This is a genomic window from Acinetobacter sp. SWBY1, from assembly GCF_002946595.1.
Classification (GTDB): Bacteria; Pseudomonadota; Gammaproteobacteria; order Pseudomonadales; family Moraxellaceae; genus Acinetobacter; species Acinetobacter towneri.
In genome coordinates this window covers 305,551-319,203 of record NZ_CP026616.1, presented here as the reverse complement: position 1 = coordinate 319,203, position 13,653 = coordinate 305,551, and the positions used below count along the sequence as shown (strand labels likewise).

At 40.7% G+C, this 13,653-nt stretch carries 14 protein-coding genes; 6 read left to right on the top strand and 8 right to left on the bottom strand.

The genetic code is table 11. The features are described from left to right. Positions 1-186: 186 nt before the first annotated feature. Positions 187-1,182: an alpha/beta hydrolase gene (locus C3Y93_RS01545; protein ID WP_104853226.1), complete on the top strand. Its 996-nt coding sequence runs from the start codon at positions 187-189 to the stop codon at positions 1,180-1,182. A gap of 64 nt (positions 1,183-1,246) precedes the next feature. On the opposite strand, the gene C3Y93_RS01540 is transcribed toward C3Y93_RS01545, so the two are convergent. Continuing rightward, positions 1,247-2,428 (bottom strand): transcriptional regulator, encoded by a 1,182-nt coding sequence (locus C3Y93_RS01540; RefSeq protein WP_104851875.1) that lies wholly within the window; start codon positions 2,426-2,428, stop codon positions 1,247-1,249. Between the two features lie 245 nt (positions 2,429-2,673). On the opposite strand from C3Y93_RS01540, the gene C3Y93_RS01535 reads away from it, so the two are divergent. Beyond that, positions 2,674-4,185: an aldehyde dehydrogenase family protein gene (locus C3Y93_RS01535; protein WP_019837400.1), complete on the top strand. Its 1,512-nt coding sequence runs from the start codon at positions 2,674-2,676 to the stop codon at positions 4,183-4,185. Positions 4,186-4,422: 237 nt separating this feature from the next. Further along, positions 4,423-5,133, top strand: coding sequence for a glutamine amidotransferase (locus C3Y93_RS01530; RefSeq protein WP_104851874.1), 711 nt, complete (start codon positions 4,423-4,425; stop codon positions 5,131-5,133). Positions 5,134-5,218: 85 nt separating this feature from the next. Here the strand turns inward: C3Y93_RS01530 and C3Y93_RS01525 are convergent, their stop codons facing one another. From C3Y93_RS01525 to tkt, 3 genes are all read right to left on the bottom strand, one after another. Beyond that, on the bottom strand, positions 5,219-5,803 hold the full coding sequence (locus C3Y93_RS01525; RefSeq protein WP_104851873.1) for a YceI family protein: 585 nt from the start codon (positions 5,801-5,803) through the stop codon (positions 5,219-5,221). 248 nt (positions 5,804-6,051) lie between these two features. Next, positions 6,052-6,267 carry a hypothetical protein gene (locus C3Y93_RS01520; RefSeq protein WP_004976879.1) on the bottom strand — a complete coding sequence of 72 codons (216 nt, stop codon included), beginning with the start codon at positions 6,265-6,267 and terminating at the stop codon, positions 6,052-6,054. A gap of 151 nt (positions 6,268-6,418) precedes the next feature. Continuing rightward, positions 6,419-8,407 carry a transketolase gene (gene tkt / locus C3Y93_RS01515; RefSeq protein WP_104851872.1) on the bottom strand — a complete coding sequence of 663 codons (1,989 nt, stop codon included), beginning with the start codon at positions 8,405-8,407 and terminating at the stop codon, positions 6,419-6,421. A 759-nt stretch (positions 8,408-9,166) separates the two neighbouring features. Here tkt and metK point away from each other — a divergent pair. Continuing rightward, entirely contained in the window at positions 9,167-10,333 is a 1,167-nt protein-coding gene (gene metK, locus C3Y93_RS01510) for a methionine adenosyltransferase (protein WP_104851871.1), read from the top strand. A 152-nt stretch (positions 10,334-10,485) separates the two neighbouring features. After that, complete coding sequence (locus tag C3Y93_RS01505) at positions 10,486-10,797, top strand: monooxygenase (protein ID WP_104498673.1); 312 nt, start codon at positions 10,486-10,488, stop codon at positions 10,795-10,797. A gap of 166 nt (positions 10,798-10,963) precedes the next feature. Here the strand turns inward: C3Y93_RS01505 and C3Y93_RS01500 are convergent, their stop codons facing one another. Continuing rightward, positions 10,964-11,194 carry a hypothetical protein gene (locus tag C3Y93_RS01500; RefSeq protein ID WP_413784395.1) on the bottom strand — a complete coding sequence of 77 codons (231 nt, stop codon included), beginning with the start codon at positions 11,192-11,194 and terminating at the stop codon, positions 10,964-10,966. Between the two features lie 327 nt (positions 11,195-11,521). Between C3Y93_RS01500 and C3Y93_RS01495 the strand changes: the two genes are divergently transcribed. Then, entirely contained in the window at positions 11,522-11,713 is a 192-nt protein-coding gene (locus C3Y93_RS01495) for a hypothetical protein (RefSeq protein WP_104851869.1), read from the top strand. Positions 11,714-11,729: 16 nt separating this feature from the next. Here the strand turns inward: C3Y93_RS01495 and C3Y93_RS01490 are convergent, their stop codons facing one another. From C3Y93_RS01490 to C3Y93_RS01480, 3 genes are all read right to left on the bottom strand, one after another. After that, the gene (locus C3Y93_RS01490; protein WP_104851868.1) at positions 11,730-12,371 is read right to left on the bottom strand and encodes a LysE family transporter; all 642 of its coding nucleotides are present in this window, start codon (positions 12,369-12,371) and stop codon (positions 11,730-11,732) included. Positions 12,372-12,520: 149 nt separating this feature from the next. After that, positions 12,521-13,093, bottom strand: coding sequence for an FxsA family protein (locus C3Y93_RS01485; RefSeq protein WP_104851867.1), 573 nt, complete (start codon positions 13,091-13,093; stop codon positions 12,521-12,523). Positions 13,094-13,261: 168 nt separating this feature from the next. Beyond that, positions 13,262-13,645 carry a YkvA family protein gene (locus C3Y93_RS01480; RefSeq protein WP_096901198.1) on the bottom strand — a complete coding sequence of 128 codons (384 nt, stop codon included), beginning with the start codon at positions 13,643-13,645 and terminating at the stop codon, positions 13,262-13,264. Positions 13,646-13,653: the final 8 nt, after the last annotated feature.

The window sequence follows — 13,653 nt, the reverse complement described above, 5'->3', positions numbered from 1 at the left end:
TTCCTCTTTTGCTGTTTTATTTTTATCCTTCCCTTTGGCAGAACCATCTCAAATGCGTTCTGCTTTTTTTGCTGTTCAGAACAAAATGAACTCGCAGCATAAAACTAAAGCGATTTAGATGCAGAGGGTTTGCATAATTCAATTTGACAAATGCGCACAGCTCATCAAGGATATAGTCAAAATAAAATGGATGACGAACACCTTATGCTGTTAAGTAAAAAACAAAAAACAACACCAAGCTATCAACCCGATATTTTGGGTGCCGATTACCAACAAATGACGCTGGATTTTCCTTCGGATTATGAAGGCAAAGTGATTGCTACCTTGGTACGCAAAAAAGCCGAACAGGAAACCCGTAAAGCCGTACTTTATATTCATGGTTTTATTGACTATTTTTTTCAAACAGAAATGGCAGACCAGTTTAATCAGCATGGTTATGACTTTTATGCCTTAGATTTGCGCAAATACGGGCGTTCGCATTTGTCACATCAGCATTGGTACAACGTGCGCAGCTTGTCTGAATATGATGCAGAAATTTCCGCTGCACTTGAGCAAATTGCCGCAGAAGAACATGACTCAGTGATTTTGGCGGGACATTCAACAGGTGGATTAATCACCACGTTATATGTGGCACATCATCCCAATCATCCACTGATTCGTAGTTTATGGTGCAACAGCCCTTTTTATGATTTCAATATGAGCGAAATTGAGAAAAAAGTCGGTATTCCGCGCTTAAGCCAATTGGGCAAATTGCTGCCAGAAATGAAATTTCCAAGCCGCCTCAATCCATTTTATGTACCAAGTCTACACAAGCAATATCATGGTGAATGGTTATTTAATTTGGAATGGAAAAAGCCACGCTATCCTAAAGTACGATTAAGTTTTGTACGTGCAATTCATGAAGCGCAAAAAGAAATTCATGCTAGCGTACATTTGGGTGTACCAACCTTAATTATGCATGCGAGTCAAAGTAGTTATCCACGCCAATGGAATGAGATTGCGCAACGCACTGACGTAATTTTGGATGTTGCAGATATGCAAAAATATGGGCATCACATGCATGGTGATATTCAGCTTTGCCAAATTGAAGATGGCGTGCATGATTTGGTGCTTTCTGCGCCAGAAGTCCGCGCGGAAGTGTATCAGTCCTTGTTTGACTGGTTAAACCGCAAAGGGCTGTAAAAACTAAAAAAAACAGTAAGACTAAAGGACAGTGAAATGAAAGCCTAAAGACTTGATTCGTCATTTAGGCTTTGTATTTTAATAAAATTTGATGTGCAGGATGATGCTTTGGCATCAGTTCAATTAAACGCTCTACCGCATCAATCGCTTCAGGGCTATGCGCCAAATGTTTCAGCAATACATCGGTATCTTGTGCATTAAAAATGGCATCACTCAGGCGTGATTCTAAACAATCTCGCCATGCGCATAAAAATGGACTTTCAGTTTTCGCCAAAAATACCCCTGCACACGTTTGCAAGGCAGACTGCACATAACCTGCATCTAAAGCCTGCTCAGCTTGTAAAAAATCGGCTTCAATATGCGCCAAAACTCGGTAAGGACGCGAGCCGAGCATCCCCCCTAAAATATCGCGTAATTGCGACATTTCAGCTTTTAGCGTTCCCATGCTGACTTTACGCTCACCATATAGTGCTTGGTGTAAAGTGTCTAAACTCATGCCTTGTGGGCAAAGTGCCAAAATCACCAATATTTCAATTTGACGCGGTGTCATCACCACCACTTTGCCATTAAATAACACCTGTGGCACACGAAACGCGCGAATATAAAGCTGCTGTTTTTGCTGTTCCAGCAACGCATTTTGAATCAAAGAAGCACAGCGTTCTGCTGCCAACATCCCCAAACTGTTATGGTTTTTCCAAGTAGTCGATAAATCAATTACACCCAATACTTGTTTGGAATAAGGGTCTAAAATAGGCGCTGCATAACAAACCCAGTCATGTAATGATGACATAAAGTGTTCACTGGAAAACACACAACTTGCTTGCTGAGTTTTAAGTGACAAAGCCAAAGCATTGGTACCCACCAACTCTTCACGCCACTGCCCGCCTTCTACAAAATGCACCTGTTCCGCCACATTACGCATTTGCGCGCTCGCTGCCGTCCAAATAATTGTACTGCCCACATCGCCCACGGCTGCCACCATGTCGGACTGCTGTGCGATATGTCTTAAATCTTCTGCACAGTTTTGCACAGCACGTTGTAAGGCCGAACCACCATGTGTATGCGTTAGACTATAATTTAACGGGGCTGCCAACCGATCAACAGGAATTTCAGCAATTTGAGAGCGTTGCCATGATTTTAAAATACTCTGCTGAATTTGCTGCGCATGCAGCGGCGATAAACTGCTGCTTTGTCTAAATTGTTCAATATGCTGTCTTTTTTCCAATAGGTCTTGTTTTTTCATCATTATTGATTCTCACAATCCTGTGGGCATTACATCCATTGTACCGCTTACTTTTGTAAGGATTTGTTCATTGCTTGTAAACCTGCAACTTTCCAACCTTTTTCCAACCTTATATTGGTATGCTAAACAAATAGCGTACCAAAGTACCTTATACCTTAGCCGTAAATTTAACCTGATTTTAGACACAGGATTGTGCTAAAAGGTAAAGATGACGGCAGATTATAAAAAACCATCAAAGGAAGTGAATTATGCGTTACGTAGATCCCAATCAACCCGGTTCAAAAGTTCAATTCAAAGCACAATACGAAAACTTTATTGGTGGCGAGTGGGTCGCCCCTGTAAAAGGTGAATATTTTGAAAATATCTCTCCTGTGGATGGCAAAGTATTTACCAAAGTCCCACGTTCATCGGCAGAAGACATTGAACTGGCTTTAGATGCAGCCCATAAAGCCAAAGCGCAATGGAACAGCTCATCTCCAACAACGCGTTCTAACATTTTGTTAAAAATTGCAGATCGTTTAGAACAAAATCTAGAGTTATTGGCAGTTGCCGAAACTTGGGATAATGGTAAGCCTGTTCGTGAAACATTGGCTGCCGACATTCCATTGGCGATTGACCATTTCCGTTATTTTGCGGGCTGTATTCGTGCCCAAGAAGGCGGAATTTCTGAAATTGATGAAGATACCATTGCCTATCATTTCCATGAGCCATTGGGCGTTGTAGGGCAAATTATTCCATGGAACTTCCCTATTTTAATGGCAACATGGAAACTTGCACCTGCTTTGGCTGCCGGTAACTGTATTGTACTTAAACCTGCAGAACAAACCCCTGCCAGCATTTTAGTTTTAGTCGAACTGATTCAAGATTTATTGCCTGCTGGCGTACTAAACGTAGTCAATGGTTACGGTGTAGAAGTGGGTCGCCCATTGGCAACCAATCCACGTATTGCCAAAATTGCATTCACAGGTTCGACTCAGGTCGGTCAATTGATCATGCAATACGCCACTGAAAACATCATTCCAGTGACTTTGGAGCTTGGTGGTAAATCTCCAAATCTTTTCTTTGAAGATGTTATGGCGCAAGAAGACGACTACCTAGACAAAGCACTCGAAGGCTTTGCTATGTTCGCGCTGAATCAGGGTGAAATTTGTACTTGTCCATCGCGTGCGCTTGTGCAGGAAAGTATTGCTGACCGTTTCCTTGAAAAAGCCATTGAACGTGTTAAACGTATTAAAACAGGTCACCCGCTTGATACTGAAACGATGATTGGTGCACAAGCATCGCAAGAACAACAGGACAAAATCTTGGGTTGTATTGCGACAGGTCGTGCCGAAGGTGCACAAGTGTTAACAGGTGGTGGTGAGCGTCATGAAGTTGGCAGCGGTTTCTATATTGAGCCGACAATTTTCAAAGGCACCAACGACATGAAAATTTTCCAAGAAGAGATTTTTGGCCCAGTGCTTTCTGTGACCACATTTAAAGACTTCGATGAAGCCATTAAAATTGCCAATGACACCATTTACGGTTTAGGTGCAGGTGTTTGGTCACGTTCTGCGCACACTTCTTACCGTGCAGGTCGTGCTATTCAGTCGGGTCGCGTTTGGACGAACTGTTATCACATTTACCCTGCGCATGCAGCTTTCGGTGGTTATAAAAAATCAGGTATTGGCCGTGAAAACCACAAGATGATGTTAGAACATTATCAACAAACCAAAAACTTGTTGGTGAGCTACTCCACCAAACCTGCTGGCTTCTTCTAAAGACTCGTCTTTAGAATTCCAACAGCGTTGAAGTTACCGTTTCAAGCTGCGCCCGATGTATTTGCATCGGGCGTTTTTATTGCGACATAAAATGCTATGACTTTCGCAGCACGCTCTTTCAGCGTGGTATAAACCGGAAGATCAAATTAAAAATCTATCCTTTATTTAAGTATTACACTTTAGTTAAGAATTATTTCACGTTACATTAAATCTCCCTTTCAGCCTGAAGTATCTGCCATGTTCGATTTACCCGACACTGTCTATGCCATTCAACATCTTGCATTTGAAGACCTCGGCGCGTGGGAAGATGTCCTGTATGAACAAGGTTTACGGGTACGGTATTTTGAAGCTGGTGTGGAAAATCTAGAAAAGGCGTTTGCACATGAAGGATTAGTGATTATTTTAGGTGGCCCAATTGGCGTTTATGAAATCACAGACTATCCTTTCTTACAACAAGAAATAGACTTACTAAAAGTACGTTTAGAAAAGAATTTACCAACCATTGGTATTTGTTTGGGTGCACAGCTCATTGCTCATGCCTTGGGTGCCAAAGTCTATGCCGGCCATACCAAAGAAATTGGCTGGAGTACGCTCAGTCTGGCAGATGCCGTCCATCATCCACTGGTGGCATTAGCCGATACACCGGTTTTGCATTGGCACGGCGATACTTTTGATTTACCAGCAGAGGCTGAATTACTGGCCAGCTCCGACCTGTATCCGAATCAGGCCTTTCGGGTCGGACCACATATTCTGGCGTTACAATTTCACGCTGAAGTTGCTGCAGACAGTTTAGAAAAATGGCTGATTGGCCATACCTGTGAATTACGTCAGGCCCAGATTAATATTCCCACCTTACGCGCCGCTCATCAGCAATACGCGCCGCAACTGCAACAGGTTAGCGCGACGGTTCTTGGTCAGTTTCTAGCCGGCTTAAAATCTCAAAGCTGACCGGAAAGCTTTAAATTGTCCTTACATTTATCATCGTCATAAAAAAAGCACCCTGAAGCGGGTGCTTTTTGTGCTGTTCTTGCGATTATTTTTTCGCAGCAACAGAAGCTTCAGTGGTGATGTTTACAGTAATTTTATCACCTACATTTGGTACAAAACCGGCGATACCAAATGCTGAACGGTCAAATGACGTGGTGGCATTAAAACCAACAGTTGCCGCTTTGGTCATTGGATGTGGACCTTGTTTGTTCAGTACCGCATCCAGAACTACAGGTTTCGTTACACCTTTCACAGTTAAATCACCTGTGATTTTAAAGTTCTTTTTGTCCTGAGTTTCAACTTTGGTACTTTTGAAAGTAATAGTTGGATATTTTGCTGCATCAAACCAGTCTGCTGCCATTAAGTGCTCATCCAGCGCTTTGACGTTGGTGTTCAGGCTGTTTAATGGAATAGTCACGTTGACAGATGATTTTTCTGGCTGTTTCTCATCAACATTAATGGTACCTTGAATGTTAGAGAAGTTACCTGATGGCGTAGAGAAACCGAAGTGATCCCAGCTAAATACAGTTGCCGTATGGGTCGGGTCAATTTGATACGCCACTGGTTTTGCCATTGTCATGGTTGCTGCAGATGCGATAGCCAAACCTAAAGCAAGTGATTTCATGTTCATATTGTTCATCTCTAATAGTGTTGATAAGTTTCAATGAGGTTTAGTTTATAGATTTTTGCTGCAAATACAGGATTAAAGATAAAACGATATGTTGCATGACTGAAACGATAAATTTGTAAAAATATGCGTGTGTATTTTATATCGAATTTAGAAGGCAATGATATTGAATAAAAAAGCTTTACCCTACGCATAGAATAAAGCTATTTTGGATGATACATCCACTAATGTCTCGAATGCATCGCAATAGATTAAAGTTTCTCAATCAAAATGCGGTCAACCTGCTTTAAACCTGATTGCTTTTCATGGTTCTTACGGCGAATTTTGATTTGCTGATCTTCAGCTAAATCCTGTAATAACAACTCTACTGCCACCATAGCTTCAAGTGGTAAGTCTTGTCCAATCCACTTTTGCTCACCCGCATCCATTAAAGTGACTTCATCATTAATTTGCTCGTACAAACTCATTTATCATCTCACTCAATTACACAGAGGTTTATTCACAAACCTGACTTACACTGACAAAATTTGTTGGATCATCGGATTGACCACCCAACAAATTTGCAAAATAAAAGACGTCCCTTTGCAGGAACGCCTTCAAAAACACTGGATTAAAAAATTAAGCTGTTAATTCTTTTACTGCAGCAACAACCGCTTCAGTGGTAATGCCAAAGTACTGATACAAGTCTTTTGCAGGTGCAGATTCACCATAAGTTGTCATACCAATCACTTTACCGTCTAAGCCGACAAACTTCCACCAGTAGTCTACATGCGCTGCTTCAACCGCAACACGTGCACGAATTTGGGATGGCAATACCGCTTCACGATATGCTGCATCTTGCTTCACAAATTCTTCTGCACATGGCATAGACACGACACGTACACCTTCAAGCTGTGCGTATGCTTCCATTGCCAAGCTCACTTCTGAACCTGTTGCAATAATAATTGCTTTCAATTCACCTTTTTCTTCAGCCAAGACATAACCACCTTTTGCCACGTTCTCAATTTGCGCTTGAGTACGAGTTTGGAATGGTAAGTTTTGACGTGAGAAAATTAAAGCTGTTGGGCCTTCGCTGCGGACTAATGCAGATTTCCAAGAAATAGCCGCTTCAACGGTATCTGCAGGACGCCATGTATTTAAGTTTGGCGTACCACGTAAAGATGCAATTTGTTCAATCGGTTGGTGTGTTGGACCATCTTCACCCAAACCAATCGAGTCGTGGGTATACACATGAATCACACGTTGCTTCATTAATGCAGACATACGCACGGCATTACGCGCATATTCCATAAACATTAAGAATGTTGCAACGTAAGGAATGAAACCACCGTGAAGTGCTACACCATTTGCAATAGCAGTCATACCAAACTCACGTACGCCATAATGCACGTAGTTCCCTGCTGCATTGTCCTGAACGCCTTGGCAACCCTTCCAAAGGGTTAAGTTTGAACCTGCCAAGTCTGCAGAACCACCCAATAATTCAGGCAATAATGGGCCAAATGCTTGCAAAGTATTTTGGCTGGCTTTACGCGTTGCAATAGTTTCAGCTTTAGCATTGGTTTCAGCAATAAACGCATCTGCCTGTGCGATGAATTCTGCAGGTAGTTCACCGCTTAAACGGCGTTTAAGTTCAGCAGCTTCCGTTGGATATTTTGCTGCATAGGCATCAAAAGTTGTATTCCATGCTGCTTCTGCTTCTGCACCTTTCGCTTTAGCATCCCAAGCGGCATATACATCTTCAGGAATAACAAATGCTTCATCTGTCCAGCCTAATGCTTGACGCGTCAAAGCGATTTCATCATGGCCTAATGGCGCACCGTGACAGTCTTCTTTACCTTGTTTGTTTGGCGAACCTAAACCAATCACTGTTTTACAAATAATAATGGTTGGCTTTTGCGTTTCAGCTTTTGCTTCAACTGTTGCCGCACGAATTGCATCTGCATCGTGACCATCAACTTTTAGTACTTGCCAGCCATAAGACAAGAAACGTTGTTCTGTATCATCAGAGAACCAGCCTTCTACTTCACCATCAATAGAAATGCCGTTGTCATCATAATAAACAACCAGTTTGCCTAAACCTAAAGTACCTGCCAATGAACATGCTTCGTGTGAAACACCTTCCATTAAACAGCCATCACCCAAGAAACAGTAAGTGAAATGGTCTACAACTTGAATATCTTCTTTATTAAATTGTGCTGCCAAAGTTTTTTCAGCCAAGGCAAAACCTACGGCATTGGCAATACCCTGACCCAAAGGACCAGTGGTGGTTTCAATTCCTGGTGCATAGCCCAATTCTGGGTGACCTGGAGTTTTTGAATGTAACTGACGGAATGCTTTTAAATCTTCAATCGAAAGATCATAACCTGTTAAATGTAACAACGCATATTGCAACATTGAACCATGACCATTAGACAGTACAAAACGGTCGCGGTTTGCCCATTGTGGATTGGTTGGGTTGTGATTTAAAAATTCACGCCACACCACATCGGCAATATCTGCCATCCCCATCGGAGCACCTGGATGTCCTGAATTTGCTTTTTGCACAGCATCCATTGCCAATACACGAATTGCGTTTGCAATACGACGTTCGTTAAGCGGGGTCGTCATAGGTCAGAGTCCACAAAAAATCGTTAAATAGAAGAAGATGAATAAAATTCAAAACAGCCGCTATTCTCTCAAAAAAAAGCCTGAGGGGTAAAGCCTATGCAAAAATATTTCCGCATTAATTCCCATTCAGCGTACTTTTCGTGCAGATTCAGGACAGTTTCAGCATTTGTTTGAAGAGAAATGAGGCCAACCATTCAGCAAAGCAAGTTTTAAGCCGCAGCTTTACAGATTTTAAAACATAGATATTTCAGTTTATAGAATTGCACATGATCGAAGAGCGAGTTTGATAGCCGACTCACACTTTAGATGCAATTCATCTCGTTTAACTACATATATCATCCAATCTTGATCTAACCAAATGCTGAAATAATAGACAATTTTACAGCCACCCTGAATATTATTCACTTTTCACACAATAAATTGAATCACAGCCATCGTTCAAAACTTTAAAATAGCTTTTAAAAATGCAGAATTATGCAGATAAACTCAATTCAACGTCTTTAAAACATCCATCTAAAATATTGTTTTTAAATACAATTAACTATTTAAAAATAAAGTGTTTCTTAGTTTAAAATTATGACGGCATGCTTTAGCCAACATGAATATTTTTGAGTCAAAATATAGTCATACCGATACTTTATTGCGATAAAAAGTCATTGAATTGAAATAAATTCAGCCATTTTAGTCTTAATGCGCTAGTCCTAAAGTCTAACTCGATGTAACATATTGCGTCTTTTGAATTTAACTGTGATAGGACTTATGCGCGAGTACGCTGTATTTACCTCGGAATCTGTAAGCGAAGGCCATCCAGATAAAATGGCTGACCAAATCAGTGATGCCATTTTGGATGCAATCTTAAAAGAAGACCCTTATGCGCGGGTTGCTTGTGAAACGCTTGTAAAAACGGGTGCGGTTGTACTGGCAGGTGAAATCACAACAACTGCAAATGTTGATTTTGAAGCCATTGTTCGTCAAACCGTAAACGGTATTGGTTATCATCATTCAGATCTTGGCTTTGATGGTTCTACCTGTGCGGTCATTAACATGATTGGTAAACAATCACCTGAAATTGCGCAAGGTGTAGACCGCCAAAAACCTGAAGATCAGGGTGCGGGTGACCAAGGTTTGATGTTTGGTTATGCCAGCCGTGAAACTGATGTATTAATGCCTGCCCCAATTTCTTACGCACACCGCTTAATGGAAAAGCAAGCTGAATTACGTCGCAGTGGTGCTTTACCATGGTTACGCCCAGATGCAAAAAGTCAGGTAACTTTTGCGTATGAAAATGGTGTGCCTGTACGTTTGGACGCAGTAGTTTTATCGACTCAGCATGATCCTGAAATTTCTCAAATTCAGCTCAAAGAAGCTGTAATTGAAGAAATTGTGAAAAAAGTGATTCCTGCCGAAATGTTCCATGCAGACACCAAATTCCACATCAACCCAACAGGGATGTTTGTAATTGGTGGCCCTGTAGGTGACTGTGGTTTAACTGGCCGTAAAATTATTGTAGATACTTACGGGGGTATGGCACGTCACGGTGGCGGTGCTTTCTCAGGTAAAGACCCTTCTAAAGTTGACCGTTCAGCTGCTTATGCAGGTCGTTATGTTGCAAAAAATATTGTTGCAGCAGGCTTGGCAGACAAATGTGAAATTCAAGTATCTTATGCAATTGGTGTTGCAGAACCAACTTCAATTTCAATTAACACTTTTAACACTGCAAAAGTAGCAGATGAGTTGATTATTGCTTTGGTACGTGAACACTTTGACTTACGTCCTTACGGCATTACCAATATGCTCAATCTGTTACAACCAATGTATAAGCAAACTGCAGCCTATGGTCACTTTGGTCGCCAAGGTTCAGACACTGCATTTACATGGGAAAAAACTGACAAAGTTGAAGCATTAAAAGCTTCTGCAGGCCTATAAAAGCTCTGATTCAAACAGATTTCAAAAGCTCACTTCGGTGGGCTTTTTTAATGCACCATAAAACAAACAATATTTATGACGTGAACCACAATATATAAAATATGAATATGTTATAGTCCTAATATCACTTAAAAATAATTTAGGAGCTACGCATGGCGGTTATTCTTCAAGTCGACTTCCCTTCTCAAGGCCCATTTGGTGAAAGCATGAGCCAAGCATACAAAGAACTTGCTGAAAGTATTAACTTAGAAGCTGGCATGATTTGGAAAATCTGGACAGAGAACAGCCAGACGCAAGAAGCCGGTGGCATCTACTTATTTGATAATGCCGCCAATGCAGAACGCTATTTAAAAATGCACACTGCACGTTTAGAAAGTTTTGGCGTACAAAACATTCGTGGCAAGATTTTTGAAGTGAACGCTGCCCTGTCTACCATTAACCAAGCTAGTTTTTTAAACTCTTAACAGCTTTAGGGTACTTTGATTAAGATTTAGAAGACAAGCAGAAAAATCACCTATAATCCTGAATGATAGCTTCATTCAGGATTTTTAAATTTAGCATTGTAAATATGGCCAAACTAAGTTTAAGCGGACAATTTTAGATTAAGTTAAGTTTAGAATTATATTCAGCCTACTGTGTGCGAATCACATCAAGTACTGTTTGTTGTACAGGCACCTCTTGATGATCTTGCAAATACACATGCACGACTTTAAACACAATAGCTGCAGCTAAACATGCCAAAACACAGAATAACCAAAAACCATAAGGACTACGAATATTGTGAGATCCACAAGAAGTACATTCTTTTTCTGATGATTCCACAACACGATTGCAACATGCGCAACGATACTGATGATACAGCATAGGTATTCTCCTACTTCACTGTAATTCTTGTTTTTATTGTTACACCATCTACCCTGATGAAGTGTAATTTTGCTTAAGCATCTGTGACACTTTGTAGCTTGTCTAAGATACTTGCTCAGCAACCTTGCCAAGCATTTCAATCAGCATGCCAAAGTTAGAAGAAATGCGCAAATAGTATTTTTGAATAAATTTCTGGATTTCCCATCTGAATTTTATATGCCATGTTAAAATATTGAACTGCGTAAAACTCAAGATCACAGCTCAAATTTAGCTTGCTAAACGTGGGTTTTATCAATCTTTTTAATCACACGGAATAGAATCAAGATGGTGCAATTGATTAAAAAAGGCGGTTTACGTGAACGTGCCAACCGTAGCCGAAAATATCAGGGCTCAGAAAACACAGAAGCGACTTTAAGTAGCAATCGCAACTATCCACCCGATCATTTAGTTAAAACAGAAGCTGAAGTTGAACAAATCGTCAAAAAACCATCAGACCCAATTAACTCAACTCACTAAGGTTCATATCTATATTTTAGATTGAAAACATACGCAGTGCATCAAGCCATAACCACAGCGCAAATAATAAAAATAATGCGCCCGATGCCATATCAATATAACTGCCCGAACGCTGATACAACTTTTTCATTTTGGGTGTGGAAAGCAGCAACATAAATAAAGTAAATGTCACAAAGGTCTGAATAGGAATAATGACCGCTAATTGGGCTTTTAAAGACCCCGTTGCAGATGAACTCAACGCCAAAGCAAAGACACTGCTGAAGTAAATTAAGGTCTTAGGATTAGATAAATTGGTGAACAAACCCAATAAAAAGTAGTTTTTCGCCGCAGGAATTTGAACATTTGTATCATCAAACAGTTTGCTTTGCTGCCAACTGTGCCAACCACCTGACAGCATGCCCCAGCCCATTTTGGCAAGAAATAAACCACCAATGAGCATTAGTACTTGTTGTATCCATGGAAATTGTTGTACCAAGACCGTGAAACCGAGCAAGGTCAGCACTACCCACACGACAATTCCAGTCGAAATACCTGCAATAATGTGTAAAGTATTACGGCGTGTATTGGTTGCTGCACTTTTAGCAATGAGTAGCACATCTGGACCAGGACTGAGCTGCGCAACAAAATGCAGTGCACAAATGGTCAATAACAATGACATAGATACATTAGGAAAAACTTAAAACAAGATTATAGCTTGCCTTGTCAGGCTATAGACGATGCTTTAAATATTTCACGTTAATTATCATTCAAAATGCGCATAAAAAACCGAATCAGCTCGATTCGGTTTTATAGAAAGCACAATTAATATTACTTAGGTTGATTGACATCTTTCATTTCAATTTTTTTAGCATCAGGGGTAATTTCACGTGCTTCACCATCAATGATACTAGAGTCACGACCACCCTGTTGATTTTGCATATCTTGCATTTGGCGCATTAAATCTGCGAATGGGTTTTGCCCTGCACCGCCCATGCCATTCATATCGCCCATCATGCCACCCATCATTTGATTCATCATCGCTTGCTGACGCTTCATCATGGCTTTCATCATTGCAGCTTTAAATGCATTTTGAACGGCAGGAATCATCACCAACAATGCCAAAACATCACTGATTAAACCTGGAATCATCAATAAAAAACCCGCAAAGATTTTAGGTAAATTATTGCTAAGTGCAGGGTCGGCACTCATCTGCCCCATTTGCATTTGCTGCATTTGTGGCATCACGCCTGCAGAATATTTACGAATCAGGTTCAAACCAATGAAGAAAGCAGCGACAAACCAAAAGAACACGTACCACATGCTCCCCACTAGGTCGCCCACACCAATCCAGACGAAGACTTCAAGAACTAAGCCAATTAGAACAATAAGAAATAATTTCATGAAAATTAATCTAATCTCAACAAAATAAATAAAATGCAGTAACCAAGTGCTTCATCGGGATCAAGCTTTTTTGATTCGCTGTTGTTTCAATATGGGCATTATTGTATTTTTAAAGGTTAAGTCTGTCATTAATATTTTCATCATCACCCAATAACAGACTTAATACGTCTATATATTTAAACGATAAAGATAAAAATATGCGGCATAAGCCAATAATAACCACAACGCAATAAAAACTGATGCTGCAATATAACTGCTCGGTTTTTGACTGATCGCATCGGCTTGTAAGCGACAACGCTGCATTACTTCAGCAGGTACTAAACGCAATACCAACATGATGCCCAATGGCACTAAAATCAAATCATCCAAATAACCCAAAACAGGTATAAAGTCTGGAATTAAATCAATGGGAGAAATAGCATAAGCAGCGACCAACAATGCCAAAAGCTTTGCCATAAACGGTGTTTCAGGATCACGTGCTGCAAACCACACCGCATAAACATCTCGTTTAATTTGCTTCGCCCACTGTTTTAGCCTATTAATCCACTTCATTGCCGCTC

What these genes read in the sequence shown, in the direction of transcription:
- C3Y93_RS01485 (WP_104851867.1), bottom strand. Translation starts at nt 13,093, where the DNA reads ATGAAATTATTTCTTATTGTTCTAATTGGCTTAGTTCTTGAAGTCTTC.
- C3Y93_RS01495 (WP_104851869.1), top strand. Translation starts at nt 11,522, where the DNA reads ATGGTGCAATTGATTAAAAAAGGCGGTTTACGTGAACGTGCCAACCGT.
- C3Y93_RS01480 (WP_096901198.1), bottom strand. Translation starts at nt 13,645, where the DNA reads ATGAAGTGGATTAATAGGCTAAAACAGTGGGCGAAGCAAATTAAACGA.
- C3Y93_RS01535 (WP_019837400.1), top strand. Translation starts at nt 2,674, where the DNA reads ATGCGTTACGTAGATCCCAATCAACCCGGTTCAAAAGTTCAATTCAAA.
- C3Y93_RS01530 (WP_104851874.1), top strand. Translation starts at nt 4,423, where the DNA reads ATGTTCGATTTACCCGACACTGTCTATGCCATTCAACATCTTGCATTT.
- metK (WP_104851871.1), top strand. Translation starts at nt 9,167, where the DNA reads ATGCGCGAGTACGCTGTATTTACCTCGGAATCTGTAAGCGAAGGCCAT.
- C3Y93_RS01520 (WP_004976879.1), bottom strand. Translation starts at nt 6,267, where the DNA reads ATGAGTTTGTACGAGCAAATTAATGATGAAGTCACTTTAATGGATGCG.
- C3Y93_RS01505 (WP_104498673.1), top strand. Translation starts at nt 10,486, where the DNA reads ATGGCGGTTATTCTTCAAGTCGACTTCCCTTCTCAAGGCCCATTTGGT.
- C3Y93_RS01525 (WP_104851873.1), bottom strand. Translation starts at nt 5,803, where the DNA reads ATGAACATGAAATCACTTGCTTTAGGTTTGGCTATCGCATCTGCAGCA.
- C3Y93_RS01490 (WP_104851868.1), bottom strand. Translation starts at nt 12,371, where the DNA reads ATGTCATTGTTATTGACCATTTGTGCACTGCATTTTGTTGCGCAGCTC.
- C3Y93_RS01545 (WP_104853226.1), top strand. Translation starts at nt 187, where the DNA reads ATGGATGACGAACACCTTATGCTGTTAAGTAAAAAACAAAAAACAACA.
- tkt (WP_104851872.1), bottom strand. Translation starts at nt 8,407, where the DNA reads ATGACGACCCCGCTTAACGAACGTCGTATTGCAAACGCAATTCGTGTA.
- C3Y93_RS01540 (WP_104851875.1), bottom strand. Translation starts at nt 2,428, where the DNA reads ATGATGAAAAAACAAGACCTATTGGAAAAAAGACAGCATATTGAACAA.